10 protein-coding genes are annotated in these 16,466 nt (G+C 27.7%); 9 read left to right on the forward strand and 1 reads right to left on the reverse strand.

The annotated features are described in order from the left end of the window. Nucleotides 1-269: 269 nt before the first annotated feature. Nucleotides 270-1,562: an NtaA/DmoA family FMN-dependent monooxygenase gene (locus JVU85_RS07260; RefSeq protein ID WP_204172215.1), complete on the forward strand. Its 1,293-nt coding sequence runs from the start codon at nt 270-272 to the stop codon at nt 1,560-1,562. A 112-nt stretch (nt 1,563-1,674) separates the two neighbouring features. Next, nucleotides 1,675-2,190 carry a hypothetical protein gene (locus JVU85_RS07265; protein WP_204170277.1) on the forward strand — a complete coding sequence of 172 codons (516 nt, stop codon included), beginning with the start codon at nt 1,675-1,677 and terminating at the stop codon, nt 2,188-2,190. A 238-nt stretch (nt 2,191-2,428) separates the two neighbouring features. Here JVU85_RS07265 and JVU85_RS07270 read toward each other — a convergent pair whose 3' ends face one another. Further along, the gene (locus JVU85_RS07270) at nt 2,429-3,838 is read right to left on the reverse strand and encodes a glycosyltransferase family 2 protein (protein ID WP_204172216.1); all 1,410 of its coding nucleotides are present in this window, start codon (nt 3,836-3,838) and stop codon (nt 2,429-2,431) included. 750 nt (nt 3,839-4,588) lie between these two features. On the opposite strand from JVU85_RS07270, the gene JVU85_RS07275 reads away from it, so the two are divergent. From JVU85_RS07275 to JVU85_RS07305, 7 genes are all read left to right on the forward strand, one after another. Continuing rightward, complete coding sequence (locus JVU85_RS07275) at nt 4,589-4,837, forward strand: hypothetical protein (protein ID WP_343283682.1); 249 nt, start codon at nt 4,589-4,591, stop codon at nt 4,835-4,837. A gap of 294 nt (nt 4,838-5,131) precedes the next feature. Beyond that, nucleotides 5,132-5,995, forward strand: a complete 864-nt coding sequence (gene galU / locus JVU85_RS07280) for a UTP--glucose-1-phosphate uridylyltransferase GalU (protein WP_204172218.1) — start codon at nt 5,132-5,134, stop codon at nt 5,993-5,995. A 55-nt stretch (nt 5,996-6,050) separates the two neighbouring features. Beyond that, complete coding sequence (locus tag JVU85_RS07285; protein ID WP_204172219.1) at nt 6,051-8,447, forward strand: CDP-glycerol glycerophosphotransferase family protein; 2,397 nt, start codon at nt 6,051-6,053, stop codon at nt 8,445-8,447. Continuing rightward, the gene (locus JVU85_RS07290) at nt 8,440-10,701 is read left to right on the forward strand and encodes a glycosyltransferase (RefSeq protein ID WP_204172220.1); all 2,262 of its coding nucleotides are present in this window, start codon (nt 8,440-8,442) and stop codon (nt 10,699-10,701) included. Before JVU85_RS07285 ends, JVU85_RS07290 begins: the two co-directional genes overlap by 8 nt. 356 nt (nt 10,702-11,057) lie before the next feature. Next, nucleotides 11,058-11,891, forward strand: a complete 834-nt coding sequence (locus JVU85_RS07295) for a hypothetical protein (RefSeq protein ID WP_204172221.1) — start codon at nt 11,058-11,060, stop codon at nt 11,889-11,891. Between the two features lie 2,521 nt (nt 11,892-14,412). Further along, on the forward strand, nt 14,413-15,912 hold the full coding sequence (locus JVU85_RS07300; protein WP_107382404.1) for an NAD-dependent epimerase/dehydratase family protein: 1,500 nt from the start codon (nt 14,413-14,415) through the stop codon (nt 15,910-15,912). Between the two features lie 49 nt (nt 15,913-15,961). Continuing rightward, nucleotides 15,962-16,462 carry a TspO/MBR family protein gene (locus JVU85_RS07305; RefSeq protein ID WP_002510643.1) on the forward strand — a complete coding sequence of 167 codons (501 nt, stop codon included), beginning with the start codon at nt 15,962-15,964 and terminating at the stop codon, nt 16,460-16,462. The last annotated feature ends 4 nt before the right edge of the window (nt 16,463-16,466 follow it).

Genomic DNA, 16,466 nt, shown 5'->3' on the forward strand with positions numbered 1-16,466 from the left:
ATCAAGTGATTCTGACTATATCACTGGACAATCTATTTTAACTGATGGTGGATTAGTTTATAGATAAGAAAATATAATTAATATTAATAACTTGAAAATTATTTTGAGGCAAGCTGCTATAAGCATCTTGCCTTTATTTATTAGAAGGAGCATTTCGGAAAATGAGAGTATAAAATATGCAATAAATATTGTAAAATTTCATTAAGTTATTTATGATAAATACAAATTAAAATGTTATTTTTTATTTTGTAATGAAGGGATTAATAATAATGAAACATATGCATTTATCCGTTTTAGCTTATAGTACAGGTTTACATCCTGCGTCTTGGAGACTCCCACATTCATACGTTGAAGAAGTTGGAGATATTGATTTTCAAATTAAGTTAGCGAAATTAGCAGAAAAAGGTAAACTTGATGCTTTCTTTCTAGGAGACGGTCAATATATTTCTGGAGAAGAAACCGGTCATATTTCATACTACTTTGAACCACTAACGGCACTTGCCGCAATTTCACGTGAAACACATTCAATTGGTTTGATAGGTACCATTTCTTCTTCTTTTTATGAACCTTATCTTGCAGCACGTATGCTTTCAAGTTTACATCAAATATCTCATGGGCGTATTGGGGCAAATATTGTAACATCTCAATTTGATTTAGAAGCACAAAACTATTCGATGCAAGCTTTACCGCATCTTGAAAAACGATATGAACGAGCAGATGAATTTATTAATGTAATGAAAAAATTATGGGAGTCATTTACTGTAGAGGCTATCGTTAATCACAAAGACTCAGGGATTGGCTTAAATCATCAGTATATTCATCCACTTCATTATCATGGAAAGTATTTTCAAGTTGCCGGAGCTATTAACATTCCAACACCAAAATATGGTCGACCACGTTTATTTCAAGCAGGAACTTCCATTCCAGGTCGTGACTTAGCAGTACGACACGTGGATGCTATTTTTTCAATTGCATGGAATTTACAAGATGGCCAACAGTTCAGACAAGACATTCATCAACGTGCCATGGAAGCAAATCGTCAACCCCCTCTTGTATTACCAGGTCTCACTATTTATGTTGATGAGAATGAAGAGGATGCTTATAAACTTAAGCAACAATTAGATGATATGATTCCACTTGAAAAACGCAAGAAACAATTATCTAAAGCCATTGGTCTAGATATAAGTGAATGGAAATTAGATGAGGTTGTGCCACCCTTACCACCTTATGAAACATTATCGAAAAAGGTCGTAAAATCAGTATATGAAGCCGTACAACGTGCCGTTAAGAATGAACATCTTACATTAAGAGATTTATTAGATCGTTTTGGTACTTGGGTAGGGCATAAGACAATAGTTGGAACGCCAGAACAAGTGGCGGATGAAATGATTGAATGGTTTGAAAAAGAAGCATGCGATGGTTTTATGTTGATGGCGCCGACGTATCCAGAATCATTTGAAAAATTTATTCATTTAGTGATACCAATTCTTCAAGAACGTGGAGCGTTTAGAAGAGACTATGAGAGTCATCTGTTAAAAAATCATTTGGATATAAAAGACTAAAAATAAACCGCATCATTAGCCGATACGCAGAAGCGTATCACAAATAAAACTAAAAAATAAGTTGTGTATACTTTTAATGAAAAATAATTATATGTAGAAGGAGGATTTGAAATTGGAGATTGAGGCGGCTAGTTTAATAGTTTCAATATGTTCAGTAATCATTGCTATTTTTGCTTGTATAGCTACAATTGTAACTGCTAGTTATACAAAAAAGTCATATATAACTCAAAATAAAGGATATATAGGTATATACTATGAAGGATATCATATAGGGAATTTTGTCAAAAAAATTGTAATTAAAAATTATGGTAATTCCCCGGCAAAAATTGATGAAATAAATATAAAAGAAAAAGATTTACCAAATTATCTAAAGAAGTTTTTTGAAGCTCAAAAAGAGAAGACATATATGCCCAATCAATCTGCTACTTGTATCGTTTTATCAGCAGACTATGATTCTTCAATTGAATTAAATTACAGTTACGAAAGCATGTATAAGAATGAAAGTGAATCTGTGACTATTGACTTAAGTACGACTAATAAAGAGCTATATACAAAAGTTGAGAAGCTAAATAGCGAATTTGAAAATGAATTACTTACAGCTTTAAATCAATTATATAGCAAAATTTAAAAATACCCATCTATAATGTTAGGTGGGTATTTTGATGAATAAGTATGCTTATTTTTTATTTAAATAAATTTCAATTTTCCTACTTGGTTGGTCAATGTAAATATTGTTTGTATTCAAATAACTCCTCAAAACTATTAAAAATTATACAAAATTTGATTCGAAATACTTCTTATTTATAGTTTCTTAAATTGTTGCTAAACTCTCTTCTTGTTATATAGTTAGTAATATTAGCAAAAAGTTACTCTTTTTTTACATAGCCCAGATTACCATTAACAGTTTCATAAAAATTGAATTGCATTCCTGATTTAATAACAGACCCATTTAAATTTTCATCAAGAACTGTCAGAGCTAATTTTCCTTTTGGCAGTTCATTTGTTTGAAATTGAACTGTGTATTCACCAGATTTGAAAAGATTTTTTTTGATTTTTAAAACTGTATAGTTTGTTGGGTCCTTTCTGCTTTTTATTTCAAGATATTTTAATTCTGAGTTTTTAGAATGTAGTTTTAAAAAAATATTTTCATCTTTTTGGAATATTTTTTGTAACGTAACATGCATTCTCTTTTTATAGCTATTTCCATTATATGAGTAATAATATTTATCGTTTAAAACATGTAGTTGTTTATCGTCTTTCTTCAAATAAAAGTTAACAAAATCTATAATCTCTTGTTTATTTCCATTTTTTATAAGTTTTATAGCCTGTTGATTTAATTCATCATCGACGTAGTCTAGTGAATTGAAATCTTTATCTATGATGTTTAAAATATCTTGGAAAACAGGCAGTAGCATATCAATTTCTTTAATAAATTGTTTCTTATAAAATTTACCTTCTAAAATATCTTTGTTTATGATTCGATATAACAAACTAGTAAAAATTCTATTGTTTTTATATTTATTTATTAAATAACGATAGGCTTCATTTTGCCACTTCATACGATTGACTACAGTAGATTCTTCTGATTTTACTAAAGAAATATTTTCATCATAACGATTAGCACAATAGACAACATCTTGCGTGGTACTGATATTTTTAGTGTTAAAAAATACTTCAGCAAAAAATTGTAAATCTTCTCCATAAATCATTTCTGGAAAACGGATTTTATTCTTTTTGATCACCGAAGACTTAATCATTCTACCAGCAGGTGCTAAATGATAAAATGACTTTCTGAAATTTTTTAAATCAACTTTTTTATGTGCAATTTTAGATAAAGCAACACCACTACGTGCAATATGATCAGTATATACATACTTTGTAAGACCTGTAGCATAGTCTGTTTTATTTGATTTTAAAAGTGTATATAATTTTTCAATTGCATCTGAAGGTAACCAATCATCGCCATCTATAAACATTATATATTTCCCTTTACTTAAATCAATTGATAGGTTACGAGGTTCTGCCGGCGTGCCTGAATTTTCATCTAATTGTACAAATTGATAATTAACAAAGTTTTCGACTTGTTTAGATACAATATCAGGTGTACTATCCGTGGAACAATCATCTACAACTATTATTTCAAAATCACTTTTATCCATTGTTTGATTTAATATACTATCTAGTGTTTTTTTAATAAACTTTTCTTTGTTATAAGTACTTATTAGTACGCTAACTTTAATTTTAGTATTCTTTTTGTCATTTTTTATAATTTTCATTTTTTACTCCTATATCATTTATAAGATTTAACCTTTTTATACTTCAAAACGTTTCCTCCAAAAAAGATTGAAATTACATAGTAATTATAGCATATTGATTATTTAATCTAGGCGCGAAAAAATAATTTTTTAGATAAAAAAATAGTAGAATTCTATAAAAAATCTGGAAAAGAGGATGTAAGATGTTACAAAAAGTAGGTGTCGAGATATTTATTATAGCGTAAAGTTGCAAATATTTAAAAATTATGTGAAAAAATTAATAATCATTCTAAAGGTACCACCTAGTTTTTGTTTCCATTGGAGAATCAGCAATAATTAAAGAGAATAAATCAAATGATTTAAATATTTCTAAAACGTATGTAGAAGAAAAGTTGTTCAATTAATTGTAACCGCTATACTATTGTAATTGTTTCAAAAATAAAGAATGAATTCAGAAAACAATGTATAGAAAAAAGTCAGTTCTGTCTAATAACAATAATTGCTATTGTTGGCACATTAGCAGCAGTTGGATTTTTTGGATACAACAAGTATCAAGAAGTAGAGTTAGAGAAAAATATATCACAGGCTAAACAAAAATAAAACGATGCAAGTAATTCTCAAAGTTCTAGTGAAACAGTTAATAATGAGAGTCAATCGAATGAAAGTCAAAATAATAGTCAAGAGCAAGAGAATGATGTTAGTCAAACAGTAAAAGTTCACGAAGGAAGTAGTGAAAGAACTGCGGATAAAGATGAATTTTCTGATTTGACAGTGAATAGAGAGAATGTGTTTGATTACGTTATAGCAGCTGTTAATCAAACTGATGGCGGAGACGTTTCTCTTATAAAATTTCGACAACCAGAATTTTCAGCACAAGATGATGGCTTATGGAGAATAGCAGCAAATAATAAAAGTGGACACAGGTCATATATCTTTATTATAGAGCAAGATGGAACAGTTCAAATTTGGGACGGTTTGATGAATAAAAAAATTGAAGAACAAAAAATTACATTAAACTAAAGCAGCTGTAAAAAATATAAAGAAAGCATTATAACTAAAAATGAGATTCATTGGATAATATAAAAGAGTGACGCATATAGCATGCTCCGTTATATTATTTTGCTATTAAAAAGTATTTAAAATATATTAAAACACTCTATATTTTTACTATTAAATTTTGCTATACTAGAACAAATGTGATTTTATACTAGCACATTTTAAAGTGTGCTTTATTTAGTAGTATTCTAAAATTCTATTGATAAAAGTATGGGAGCTTTATCAATGATTTGAAATATTAGAGGGAGGATGTAATTTATGAAAATTAAGAAGGCTATAATACCAGCAGCAGGTTTAGGGACCAGGTTTTTACCAGCAACTAAGGCGATGCCTAAAGAAATGTTACCTATTTTAGATAAGCCTACTATCCAATATATAGTAGAAGAAGCAGTAGCAGCGGGAATTGAAGATATTATTATAGTTACAGGTAAGCATAAAAGAGCAATCGAAGATCATTTTGACAATCAAAAAGAATTGGAAATGACACTGGAAGAAAAAGATAAGTCTGATTTACTTCAATCAGTAAAATACTCAAGCAACCTAGCAAATATGTTTTATGTAAGACAAAAAGAACAAAAAGGTTTAGGTCATGCTATATGGACCGCTAGACAATTTATAGGGAATGAACCATTCGCTGTTTTATTAGGAGATGACATTGTACAAGCAGATACTCCAGCTATAAAACAATTGATGAATCAGTATGAAACGACAGGTAAATCAATTATAGGAGTGCAACAAGTAAGTGAAAATGAAACACATAGATACGGTATTGTTGATCCACTAGATTCTAGTGAAAGACTGTTTAGTGTCAATAGCTTTGTTGAGAAACCAAAACCAGGAACAGCACCTTCAAATTTAGCAATAATGGGGCGATATGTTTTAACACCACAGATTTTTGATTATTTAAATCGACAAGAAATTGGCGCAGGTGGAGAAATACAATTAACAGATGCAATTGAACATTTAAATTCTGACGATTGTGTCTATGCATATGATTTTAAAGGTGAGCGATATGATGTTGGAGAGAAAATAGGGTTTGTTAAGACTACAATACAATTTGCTTTGGATGACAAAGAGATGTCAGAAGATATTAAAAATTTTATTAAATCAATCAATCCTTAAAAAATCTATAGAAGGATAATAAAAAATTGAATTTATGTTTTATGTGGAGGTACATATGGATAGATCTATAGTATTTAATAAGAAAAAACAAAATAAAGAAATCTATTATAACGAAAAATATGAAAGAATTTTAGAGAAAAATAAAAATCAGCAAATAATAGAAAATTACAACAAATATAGTAAAGAACCGATTGAAGATAAAGTAATACTATATGAAAGTTTTCATGGGAAGAATATGTCAGATAATCCTTATGCACTTTTTAAATATATGTTAGAGGATCCTGAATATAAAGATTTTTTACATGTCTGGGCTATCAACACAGAGACGTTTGAGATAGGAAAATACAAAAAATATAAAAACATACTTTTTGTTAGAGTACATTCCGATGATTATTTATATTACCTTGCGAAAGCGAAATATTTAATAAATAACACATCATTTCCTCCATATTTTTGTAAAAGAGAAGAACAAATTTATACTAATACATGGCATGGGACTCCTTTAAAAACATTAGGTAAAGATATGAATGGACCAATTGAACAACTAAAAAATCTTCAAAGAAACTTTATTCAGGCTGATTTTATATTATCGCCAAATAAATTTACAACTAAAAAATTAATTAATTCTCATAATTTAAACGGGATATATCCAGGAAAAGTTATAGAATCAGGGTACCCACGAATAGACTTGGTAGAAAAAACTAGCTCTTTTGAAATATTAGATAAGCTTAAAAAACATGTAAATCTAAATGAAAATAAAAAAATTGCATTGTATGCGCCAACATGGAGAGGTAATGTTGGGAAAGAAACGGATATTAAAGATGAAATAAAAAATATAATTGTTAATATGCAGAAAAATTTAGATGATGATTACCAACTTTTATTAAAAGTTCATCCGCTTTTATATAAATATTTTAAAAATGATAAAGATATTTTAGACATGTTTATTCCTGACTCTATAGATATGTGTGAGACGCTATCTATTGTGGACTTATTAATTACTGATTATTCCAGTGTGCTTTTTGATTACTATGTAAAAAACAAGCCAATAATTTTATACATTTATGATAAAGAAGAATATCTTTCTGATCGAGGTACTTATTTAGACTTTGAAGATCTTAATTGCTATATTGCAGAAGATGAAAGCTCTCTAAATGATCTGATAAGTAATGTTAAATTATTAAAAGGCTGTCAGGTCGATTCATTTATAAATTTGCAAAATGGTAATGTAAGTAAATACGTAACAAATATAATTATTAACGATACGATATCTAATGATGTTATAAAATTTAGAAATAAGAAAAAAAATATTCTATTCTTTATAGATGACTTAAAAAGTGATGACAGCGAAAAAAAAATAACATTCATTAATGAATTTTTTAATAGAGAAAAATTTAACGTAATTGTTCTTGTTAAAAGTAATCTCGATTTTTATGATGAAAGACAATTAAGAAAACTGAAAGATATTAAACTATTTTTTAGATTTGGTTCTTTAAATGTAGACAAAGCAAAGTGGATAGAATATATGATAGCAATGGAGATTGGTAAAATAAAAAATAATGAGAGTTTGCTGGAGTCAGTGTCTGAAAAAGAAATAAGAAGACTTTTAGGTCCTATAGATATACATCAAATATATAATTTAAGTAATAATACATTTTGGGAATTAATACTTGGTTACTATCCGGATGTAATAGAGGATAAGGTGCAGTTAATAAACGAAAAAAAAATAAACCAAATTGCCTCTACCCCCTCTTTCTTACGATGTTCTTTTATTCAAAAGTTCGATAGCTATATTTCTTTTGATATAGAATCGCAAAAAAATACAAATATAATGAATGAACTAAATATTCAATTTTTGCATATAAACACTATTGATTGGCAAGAAACTAGAGAATTAAAGAAACTAAGAAATGATACCGTATTAATACCTGTCAAAGATGATAACGATTTAGAACGCTTTGTTCTATTAGAAAATTTTAATATGGATAAAGAATATTTGTTAATAGATGGCTCTAATATACACTTTGAAGATATTATTGATTTTTATAATTTATTAAATACATATAATTTTTTATCAGATTATGCTGTGATCATTCATGGAGTAAATATTAATACAATTGAATATTATGCGAGTGAATTAATGGAAATGGTACCAAATAATGTTTATATAATGCCACTTCTTAAAAATCATGCCGATTTGTTGTATTTAATGAAATTTGCAAAATATGTATTTATATTAGAGGACTTTAAATATTCTATTGACAAGGTATATTACTTAAATCAAAATAAAGTGAATTTATTTGTCACTGATAAAAGGAATCTTTTAGGATTAATGTTTGAGGATTACCTTAGTATACATGAATGGGCGACGTTTATATCAATCTTAGAAAAAATTAATATTAATTCTATAATATTTGATGAAATGAAAGATGGGGTGCTGAATTTTGAATAAACTTAAATCTGTGAAAGATTTAATAAATAAACAAAAAGTGGAATATGAAAAACCTATAGTGTTATATAAAGAAAATAAAGGTTTTAAAAACGTTGTAAAATATACAAATTATTATGATAATGAAAAAGTTAACCAAAATATCGTTTTAATAATTACGTCAGATGAGTTTTCAGGCAATATTCAATCCTTAATTTCAGCAATAAGAAAAGGATTTAGTGAAAAAAAAATTGTTTTAACTTCAAGTACTAAAAATCAATACTTTGATTCTAATATAACTGTTATAAATAAAAATAGTGATGAATTTATAAAAATTTTGGCCAAAGCACATATTATAATTAATGATAGTCTATTACCTAATTACTTTATAAAAAAAGCAAACCAACTTGTTATACAGTTAACTGATTATATCTCTGGTAAATTTTCGAATCAAAACCGATATGATGCTTATAAAATTTCAGTCCAAAGAACACTCTTCCAAACTTCACATATTTTATTTAAAAATAAAGAAGAAGCTAAAACATATATAGATTTATTTAATTTGAGAGGTATATATAAGGGGAAAATTTATGAAGAAGTGAATATTTACAACTCTACAAATAAATTTGAAAATTTATTTGATAATGAAATTGTAATAATTTCTAAAAAATATACTAAAAAAGAGTTAGTTGAAATATTAGATAAAGCTTCTCTTATTCTTTCAAATTTCTTTGTATTTGTCCCCCAAGATTTACAAGAATATTATAACGCTTTTGAAGAATTAGAGTACCTTTTAATAGATCCTAAGATAACTAAAGAGGATTTAAATCTGCCTTTTAGTAAAATTATAAGTGATAATATAAGTGACTTAATCGGAGAAAACAATTATCTTTTACAATCTTGTAATTTTAAAATAGAAATGAATGCTTATGATAAACAAAATTTTTCTTCAGGACAAAATATTATTGAAAAAATTATAGAGGGAAATGAAGAAAATTTTATTCAAGTTTGTAACAATAAGAAGAATATTTTTATGTATTGTGGCGGTTTTTTAAATAATGGTATTACATCTTCGGCTATAAATTTGTCGCATGCAATAGATTATAATAAATATAATTTAATTATTTTAGAAAAAGGTAACGTAGGTGAGGTTGAAAAAAATAATTTGAAAAGACTGCACCCTAACGTCAACTTAATTCATAGAATAGGGCAAAGTAACACAACGTTAAATGAATACAGAAAGAACCAAGTTGTTATACAAAGAAGAGGCTATCGTAAATTTTTAGGACGAAAAGATTTAAAGTCATTTTATAATCGCGAAAAAAAAAGATTAGTAAATGACATAAAGATGGATATAGCGATTGATTTTAGTGGCTACGTACCATTTTGGACAGCATTTTTTGCGTTCTCTGATTCTAAGAAAAAGGTCATTTATCAACATAATGATTTGAAGTCAGAGACAGAGAAACAAATAAATGGACTCTTTAAGCATAAATATATTTTACCAAGAGTATTTTCACTTTATAAATTTTTCGATAAAATTGTTTCAGTGTCGTTACAAACTAAGGAATTGAATTCAGTAAACCTTAAAAAGTATGCTTCATATAACAAGTTCGATTATGTTAATAATATGATTGATTTTAATGATATACAAACAAAAATTCAAGAAATTGAAAATAGAGAGATTAAAGATTATAAAAATAATAATTTTGCTGTTATTAAACAACTAAACAATGTTTCTTTAGTAGAGCCTGTGATGGTTAATAAAAAAGATATAAGTTTGGTGACTATAGGTAGGTTGTCACCTGAAAAAGATCATCATAAATTATTCTTATCGTTAAAAAAAGTAATTGAGAACTATCCGGATATACAAATAAATTTGAAAGTTATTGGTTCAGGGGTAATGGAAGATGAACTAAAAAAACAAATTAGTCAGTTAGGTTTAGATAATTATATTGATATGCTTGGTCAAGTGTCTAATCCTTATAAATACCTGAAAGAAGCGGATTGTTTCATTTTATCATCAAATCATGAAGGTCAACCTATGGTATTATTGGAAGCTCTTGCACTTCACATGCCTATTATAGCAACTGACATAACAGGAAATAGAAGCGTATTACACAATACTAATGGTTTGTTAGTTGATAATTCAATTGAAGGTTTAAGAATAGGGATAGAACAATTTATAAATGGTGAAGTACAACCAAATCATCAATTTAATATAAATGAATATAATAAATTTGCGTTATCTATGTTCTACCATAAAGTATGTGAATAGTAGTTCTATTGCAAAGCAATAAAAGACATATTTTTCCCATGATGAATTGTCGAATGATATGTATGTATATTATGCTTTTATATATCAAATAAAGTACGATAACTTATTGTATACATGAAATATTAGTTAATGGCTATTGTATGGGCAAATTTATTAAATTGTTAATAGTTAAAATGTAAATCTGAAACGTTTTTTTAAGTCATCATATTATCAATTTAAATCTAGAAAAGAAAATTTCATAAGGTCGGTTTTAAACAAAGAGTGATATCCGTGATGAGCCTTTTCAAAATGGTAGTTGATAGAAAACTGTTTAAGTAGATTAACATATTATTAATATAGTAAAGGATATTTAAGTTATGAAAAAAATAATTGGAATAAGATGTACAAATTATGACGATCAAGTTAAATACACATACGAAATTATTAAAACAATTTTTCCAAACTATCCCATATATTTTATTGTTGATAGCACTAAAAACCAAGTGAATGATTTTCCTAATAATTTAAATGTTGAATATATGACAACTGATAAATTAGACGAATTGAATTTATATCATTCTGATCCTAAAATTGGTTGGATAGCTGGAGATTATTCGTATTATCTTTTGATGAAATATAGTTGGGATTATATGTGGTTAATTGAACCTGATGTCTATATTAGTCCGGATTTATATGAACTTGTGAGAAAAATTGATGAAAATGAAGTAGATTTAATTGGTGCCTGGTATGGAGAAAGGGATAACAAGTGGGCTTGGAGTAAGCGATTAAGACAATCTACGAAATTTAATAAAGTTTTTTGGGTCTTTTTCCCGTTTACTAGATTAAGCCGTGATTTAGTTGTCAGTTCATTAAAAGTGCGACAAGAAATAAAACAAACCATTATACAAAAAAATCTAAAATTACCAAATGATGAAAGTGTGATAGGCACAGTTACAAACTGGAAAAATATGTCTACTTTGGCATTAAAAAGTAAATATCCAGAGGAAATGAAATATTTTAATTTACGTGTTCGATATAATTTTCAGGATATAAAAGATAAAACTGGAATTTTTCATCCTGTTGATTTCGAAGAAAAATATGAGGAAAAAATTTTAGAGCAGTTAAACCGTGCCTTAGAAAATGCGCCAGTAAAAAATTCATTGAAATTTGCATCTGATCAAACAAAATTACGAATATTAAATAAGTTGTAACAAATTATTTACTGAGATATTTGACTACTTATTTTATAAAAGTTTGTTAAAAATATAGAATAAGCTTAATAGAATAGCGTATTGAAATTTGGTATAAAGATAACATTTAGAGCATTCTTCACTATAAAGTGAAGAATGCTCTTTTTTGCTTATTTGTTATATTTTTCAAAATTATTGCTAAGGGTAATTTAAATCATTTTATACGAGGTTTGATCACAAAGTGCAAAACTCAGTAATCTATAAATTATTTATCAGTTGTTTAAAACTATTATAATATATATTGATACCGTTCCAATTTTTATTAGACTTGTTAAGGCGTTGTCCACTTGACAATACATATATTTCAATATTAGGATAGGGTTATTTTAAATATTATACATTTTGAACATTAAAATTTTTAGTTCTGTTATTTTCACTGAATATGACGACACGATGTTTAACTGTAACACTAATATCCATGTGAATATTTTTCTTGACAAAGTGCATTCTTACCGGAAATGTTAGAAATCCATTTTTCTTATTAGCGCAGTATACAATAAAACCATGTATCACCTCAATATTAAAGCATAACAAAAAAGTGGATATCGCCTAAAATGTATATTTATTAATAATATGAATATTTAAACTTATATAAGTGTATCTTTTAATCTATAATAGGATTAAAAGGTACATGTTTTTATTATTTTTTTATTTGAAAAATTTATTGGAAAGGAGTTATATATGACATTAACTAATCAAAATGCAATTGTTCAATATCATACAGTTTTAATGATGTAGTTTTCAAAAATTTCAAAGCAGTAGAGCCAATCTATTTTTTTGTCATTTGTACTCCTACTATATACTATATGTGTGACTTTATATGTATAAATATTGATGAATATAATTAAGTAATTCTGTATGTATTGTTAGATTACTTATGTATAGTTTAAATATATCATAAAAAATAAAGTACAGTCGTAATTTTTCGGATATTGTTGAATATGTAACACTTATTTCTAATTTAATGTGTCATAGTAAATTGGCGTGAATTAAAAGTTAGATTTTAATTAGTTTATTATAGTAGAGAGAGTATTTTAGTTATAAGTATAAGATGTGATGGAAATAAATTTTATATACTTTGAAAAGAACGAACTGATGAAGTATTCTATATTAGATTATCATCTTCAATTAGTCTCATCGCGACAATAAATGATATACTAATAATGAAAATTTGAAAAATAACTTTTAGAATTTTGTATATTTAGAGGAATAAAATCCGGGTGTTTTATATTCATAATATTAGTATATGATTTGACGCAATTATCGCTGAATATGGGTGTAATGCCCTGAATATATAACTAACAATGAAAAAAATGAAGAGTATTAATAACAATACCATTTGAAATGCTCGAAAGCACTTAACGAATAAATCATTGAATGCTTTTTAGTAATATCATTGATAAGGGGAAGCGTATCATAAATAAAGTTAAAGAAGAGATGATGAATAATAATATTTATTATACATTTTCCGGAAAATCTTAGAAGGGTTAATTAAATTGATTAAACCTAAAGAGATAGTTCAATTTTCAAAGCCATGGCTTTCGGCAGTTATATTTGTTGTTTTTATACATGTTCAAGTAGCAAATTTCACTGACTATAGTGAAGATTTTTTTGAGCTATTTCATATTGGAATTGGACAATTAGGTTTACTTTTTCGATATAGCTTCGCATTCTTATTGTCTGGTCTTGTTTGCTTTATTTACTTGCACTATTATAAAAAAGCGATGAAAAAAATAAGGATCATTATATAAAAGGTGAAGTCTGTTGTTACTTTTGTGATATTTTTTATGGCAAAAGCTTGAATATATGAGTTTATTAGGATTTATATTTTTAATATTTTGGTGTGTAAATTAGTTTATAAATAATAGTATCATACAATTGAATTTGCATACATGAATGCTTTACATGATCAGCTCCCATTTAATTACTCTATATTAGAAAACTGATTCATTTTTTGATTTGAAAAAAATCATGAAATCGAGTATTGGCAAAATATATTATTTAATCGCATGAATCTTCTAATTCGAAATTATACATACACGATGTTCTACTATAATCAAGATATAGTTGATGAAATTTAGTATAAGTCACCTGGTTCAAAAGGATCAGCAGTTGAATTTTTCGTGATTTTAAAATTGAGAAAATACTTTTCAAGAATATCAAGATATATTAAATATAGTGAGATTATATAATGCCAAAGGAAATATGATGCTAATTCCAGCTTATACAGGAAAAGGGTTTTTACCAGTAATATTGATAAAGCGAGTAAAATCACCACTTTTCAGACAAATTTTTGTGATTTGATAAATTGATTGCTCAATAATTACTAATAAAGATTGAAAAGTTTTAAAAAGGGTACAACATTAAGTAAGAGACTTGGAGCTCTTGTCAATTAAGATAATGAGCAAGTGAGCTCGTTACGTAAAAGATGAGCTGAGGTAAAGTTTACCTGCTCATCTTTTTCTATTTGGAGGCTAAATATATGAAAAAAATATTATTAACAGGCGCTTCGGGATATATCGGTAGTCACTTAATGAATAAATTAAAAGATAACTATGAAATTATAGCTATTTCTAGAAATATAGAAAATAAATCAAATGAGCACAATGTTACTTGGAAGGCAGCTGACTTGTTTGATTTAAATGAAATCACTGAGGTAATGGAGGACATTGATATCGCTATATATCTTGTCCATTCTATGATGCCTTCAGCTAAGTTGACGCAGGCGAGCTTTGAAGATATGGATGCATTATTAGCTGATAATTTTGCTAAAGCTGCAAGTTATAACAAAGTTCAGCATATTGTATTTATGAGTGGTTTGATACCTAATACAAGTGAATTATCACCACATTTAAGAAGCCGTTTAGAGTGCGAACAGATTTTAGGATCATATGGTGTACCAGTAAGTACTTTAAGAGCTGGTTTGATTATAGGATCTAAAGGAAGTTCTTACCCTATATTAAAAAAATTAGTAGATAGATTACCTGGCCTGTTACTGCCAAAATGGGCTTATAATACAACATTGCCAGTCGCAATAGACGACGTGATTGACGGTTTATATAAAATTGTAGAGCGACAGCCGAATAAGAATGAATCGATAGATATTGGTGGACCTAGTCATATGACTTATAAAGATCTGTTCAAGCAAACTGCAGAGGTACTAGATAAACGATTACCTACGGTAGATTTGCCTATTATTCCCATTTGGCTAAGTAAATATTGGGTGAAACTTATTTCTGGGGTACCAAAAGAAATGGTTTATCCGTTAATGGATAGTTTAATTCATGATATGATTAGAAATGATGAAAATATTGTGAAAGACATTTCTATAGGCAAGATTGATTATAAGGAAAGTGTGCGTAATGCCTTGGAAGAAGAAACTAAGACACAAAAGAAAGGGAAGTCATCACGTAAGGGCGATATTAAAGATGTTAGAGCAATATCAAGGGTAGTCTTACCTAAAGATGTAAATATGATTCAATTGGCAGAATCATATGCAAATTTTTTAAATAGAATTACATTAAATGTCGTTAATAGTGATTTTAACGAAGATAACTTTACGATTAGTGTGCCGTGTTTAAATAAGGACTTACTATTATTAAGTAAAGATTTTAAAGCTTCTAATAAGGAGAGAATTTTATATCGAATTGTTGGTGGAGATTTCGCTTTAGATTCAGATGGTGGTAATGCGAGATTAGAGTTTAGAAGATTACCTAATAGTGACGCATGTATTATAGCGTTACAAGAATATGAACCGACGTTACCTTGGTGGGTATATAAGTATACCCAAGCAAAAGTGCATAAAAGTGTAATGAATCTTTTTAAATTCAAGATTAATAGCCAAAAAACTAATAAAGGAGAATACTTTAATATGAAGAAGTTTATTTTGCCAATTGTTATTACAGGTGCAATTGTTTTGAAAGTATATGGATTGAAAAAGTATTTAGCTAGAAACAATAACATGTCCAATGCCGAATTGTAACGGCTAAAATAAAGGCTAGTTACTTTTACAAAAAAAGAGGGGATCAACTATGAAAGCAAACGAGATAATTAAAACAATTATAAAAGTTATAACACCAATTACAGGCGGTAAATTTATCGGGGAATTTGCAGTGAAAAACGCGAGAAAAGATTATAAAAATAATGTTAAACCACCTTTTTCACCACCCGGCTATGTCTTTCCAATTGTGTGGCCAATACTTTATACAACGATGGGCGTAGCTTATGCATTAGTGACTAATAAATCTACTAGTAAGGATTTAAAAGGTGCTTATTACTCACAATTAAGCCTGAATTATCTATGGTCGATATTATACTTCAAATATAAATTACGCTTTAGTGCGTTGATAGAGAGTGTTGTATTACTGGGCGCAGTAGTTACAACAACTGTAAAGTTTTTCAATGTAAAAAAAGTTGCTGGCATTTTACTAGTTCCATATATGATTTGGAGCGCTTTTGCTACTTATTTAACAGCTGGTAATTGGTATTTAAATAAAGATAACCCAAGCTATACAGCGAAATCTGAGCATTAAATTG

The organism is Staphylococcus sp. GDY8P72P (assembly GCF_016890655.1).
GTDB lineage: Bacteria > Bacillota > Bacilli > Staphylococcales > Staphylococcaceae > Staphylococcus > Staphylococcus arlettae.

Coding starts and splice junctions, on each gene's coding strand:
- JVU85_RS07260 (WP_204172215.1), top strand. CDS start 270: ATGAAACATATGCATTTATCCGTTTTAGCTTATAGTACAGGTTTACAT.
- JVU85_RS07270 (WP_204172216.1), bottom strand. CDS start 3,838: ATGAAAATTATAAAAAATGACAAAAAGAATACTAAAATTAAAGTTAGC.
- galU (WP_204172218.1), top strand. CDS start 5,132: ATGAAAATTAAGAAGGCTATAATACCAGCAGCAGGTTTAGGGACCAGG.
- JVU85_RS07285 (WP_204172219.1), top strand. CDS start 6,051: ATGGATAGATCTATAGTATTTAATAAGAAAAAACAAAATAAAGAAATC.
- JVU85_RS07295 (WP_204172221.1), top strand. CDS start 11,058: ATGAAAAAAATAATTGGAATAAGATGTACAAATTATGACGATCAAGTT.
- JVU85_RS07300 (WP_107382404.1), top strand. CDS start 14,413: ATGAAAAAAATATTATTAACAGGCGCTTCGGGATATATCGGTAGTCAC.
- JVU85_RS07305 (WP_002510643.1), top strand. CDS start 15,962: ATGAAAGCAAACGAGATAATTAAAACAATTATAAAAGTTATAACACCA.